We start from the raw sequence: 3,025 nt of genomic DNA, 5'->3' as shown, positions 1-3,025 counted from the left end.
AAAGAACGATGGGAACCGTATCGGCTTCCGGCGATTCTTTTTGCAGCAAAGCCTCAATGGAAATCTGGTGTTCCGCCAGCATGGTCGCCACCTGGGCTAAAACACCAGCACGATTATGGGCATGAATGCGCAAATAGTAAGCGCTCTCCACTTCGGCCATGGGCAGCAGCGGCAAGGCACTCAAGGCATCCGGCTGAAAGGCCAGATGCGGCACGCGGTTGCTGGGGTCGGCCGTCATCGTCCGGGCCACATCCACCAGATCAGCCACCACCGCGCTGGCCGTAGGATCACCGCCCGCACCGCGCCCGTAATACAGGCTCTGTCCGGCCGCATCGCTTTCGACGAGAATGGCGTTGAAGGGTCCTTCGACATTGGCCAGCAAATGACTTTCGGGAATCAGGGTCGGATGAACGCGCAGTTCCACACCATCGGCGCGACGCCGGGAGATACCCAGCAGCTTGATGCGATAACCGAGTTCTGCTGCATACACCACATCATCCCGCTCCAGAGCACGAATGCCCTCGACATGGCAGTGAGCGAAGTCCACCGGGATGCCGAAAGCGATGGAGGCCATCAGCGTGATTTTGTGGGCTGCATCTCCCCCGTCCACATCCAGTCCGGGGTCCGCTTCGGCGTAGCCCAGGCGCTGGGCCTCGGTCAGCGCCTGCTGAAAATCCCAGCCTTCACGGAACATCTGGGTCAGAATATAGTTACTGGTGCCGTTGATGATCCCCGCCAGCCATTGAATGCGGTTACCGGCCAAACCTTCGCGGATGGCTTTGATAATCGGAATGGCTCCGGCTACGGCTGCTTCAAAGGCCACCATCACCCCCTGTTGCTGGGCGGCGGCAAAAATTTCGTTACCATGTTCAGCCAGCAGGGCTTTATTGGCTGTCACCACATGCTTGCCTGCGGCAATGGCTGCCAGAATCAGTTCCCTGGCCAGCCCTGTACCGCCCATGACTTCCACCAGCACATCCACTTCCGGATCGCCCACCACGGCCCAGGGATCGGTGCTGATCCGCGCCTGCAGGCCCAATGCTTCCAGACGCGCCGGATTACGCACCGCAGCATGGACTACCCGTAAATCCCGACCGACCCGACGGGTGATTTCTTCGGCATTACGTGCCAGCACCCGCACCGTGCCCTGACCGACAGTGCCCATTCCCAGAATACCTATACGGACAGGATCCATGCTGTCGCTCATCATAAATCCTCACGGAACATTTGTTTGATTCCACGGATGGCCTGACGGGTACGATGTTCGTTTTCCACCAGACCAAAACGCACATATTCATCACCCAGTTCACCAAAGCCAATGCCGGGACTGACCGCCACCTTGGCCCGGTCCAGCACCAGCTTGGAAAACTCCAGCGAGCCCATTTTGCGCAGATTTTCCGGAATACGCGCCCAGACAAACATGGTTGCCTTGGGCTTTTCCACCACCCAACCTGCTGCATCCAGCCCTTCGCAAAGCACATCGCGGCGCTGTTCATACATCAGGCGAATGTCTTCCACACAATTCTGAGGGCCTTCCAGTGCTGTAATGGCCGCCACCTGAATGGGGGTGAAGGTGCCGTAATCCAGATAGCTTTTCATGCGCGCCAGGGCACCCACCAGCTTGGGATTGCCTACGGCAAAGCCGACCCGCCATCCGGGCATGTTATAGCTCTTGGACAGCGTGAAAAATTCCACCCCCACATCTTTGGCCCCCGGCACCTGCAAAAAGCTGGGCGCCTTATAGCCATCAAAGACGATGTCAGCATAAGCCAGATCATGCACCACCCAGATGCGATGCTCCTTGGCAAATTCCACAATCCGCCTGAAGAAATCCAGATCGACCACCGCTGCCGTGGGATTGTGTGGAAAATTGATGACCAGCATTTTCGGCTTGGGCCAGGCGGCCTTGACGGCTTTTTCCAGTTCCTCGAAAAAATCCACACCTGGCAGCATCGGCACATGGCGCACGTCTGCTCCGGCAATCACAAAACCGTAGGGATGTATGGGATAAGTCGGACTGGGAACCAGCACCGTATCCCCAGGGCCCATGGTAGCCAGGGCCAGATGCGCGATACCTTCCTTGGAACCAATGGTCACAATGGCCTCTGATTCGGGATCAAGAGCCACCCCGAAGCGTTGTTCGTACCAGGTCGTGATAGCGCGCCGCAGCCGGGGAATACCCCGGGATACACTGTAACGATGGGTATCCCCGCGCTGGGCGGTCTCGCAGAGCTTATCGACAATATTCTGGGGCGTGGGCTGGTCGGGATTTCCCATGCCAAAGTCGATAATATCCTCACCGCGCTTACGGGCCTGATTTTTCAGGTCAGTGACAATATTAAACACGTAAGGAGGCAGACGGCGGATACGTTCAAAATCACTGTTCATGGGACACAGGCCTTCAAGGGTTGTCGTGAATACCGAAACCGAAGAACAATAGAGAGGCTACGCTGGCCTGTCAATCCGCATCATGGAGGAAAGTCATGAAATTACACCTGCAACAGGACGCCCAATACAATCTCATCAATGGCTATGGACAAGACGGCATCGTAGTTCGCGGCCAGCATTACCGCCATGGATTGTTGGTAGCGGCGGACTGGCTGCAGAGCCCCTGGGGGCCGGAGAGTGCTGAAGGGCTCGGTCTGGAGCATTTTATCGAAGTGCTCGCCCGCAAGCCGGACGTCATGCTCCTGGGCACCGGCAAAAAACAGCATTTTCCTTTGCAACTGATGGCAGCCCTTCGCGATGCCGGCATTCCTGTGGAAGTCATGGATACCAGCGCAGCCTGTCGGACCTACAATATTTTAATGGCCGAAGACCGCATGGTGCTGGCCGCCCTGATGCATCCAGAGGCCTGAAATGTTTTGGCCAGCGGTTTTCAAGAGCAGGCTCCGGCAGGCCGGTGGCGGGGAGGCTTTTTGCTCCAACGTCCCTTGCCTGTTGTTCCAAGGCTCATCCTGCTGTCAGGAGAGAACTCGCCCTGCGGGCTCAGACAGCTCTCCTGACGGGCGCAGGATTTCACCAG

The 3,025-nt window shown here is 57.4% G+C and carries 3 protein-coding genes; 1 reads left to right on the top strand and 2 read right to left on the bottom strand.

From position 1 onward, the window contains the following. A partial coding sequence (locus AC2VLY_RS04695) for a homoserine dehydrogenase (protein ID WP_486921841.1) occupies window positions 1-1,195 on the bottom strand: 1,195 nt, incomplete at its 3' end. Between the two features lie 11 nt (window positions 1,196-1,206). Beyond that, window positions 1,207-2,388, bottom strand: a complete 1,182-nt coding sequence (gene alaC, locus AC2VLY_RS04690; protein ID WP_193651351.1) for an alanine transaminase — start codon at window positions 2,386-2,388, stop codon at window positions 1,207-1,209. A gap of 95 nt (window positions 2,389-2,483) precedes the next feature. Between alaC and AC2VLY_RS04685 the strand changes: the two genes are divergently transcribed. Further along, window positions 2,484-2,858: an Mth938-like domain-containing protein gene (locus AC2VLY_RS04685; RefSeq protein WP_486894159.1), complete on the top strand. Its 375-nt coding sequence runs from the start codon at window positions 2,484-2,486 to the stop codon at window positions 2,856-2,858. The last annotated feature ends 167 nt before the right edge of the window (window positions 2,859-3,025 follow it).

It is taken from the genome of Acidithiobacillus sp. TH-A36 (assembly GCF_057473445.1).
The sequence above is the reverse complement of the archived record's forward strand: the minus strand, read 5'-3'. Positions and strand labels throughout refer to the sequence as shown.

Coding starts and splice junctions, on each gene's coding strand:
- AC2VLY_RS04685 (WP_486894159.1), top strand. CDS start 2,484: ATGAAATTACACCTGCAACAGGACGCCCAATACAATCTCATCAATGGC.
- alaC (WP_193651351.1), bottom strand. CDS start 2,388: ATGAACAGTGATTTTGAACGTATCCGCCGTCTGCCTCCTTACGTGTTT.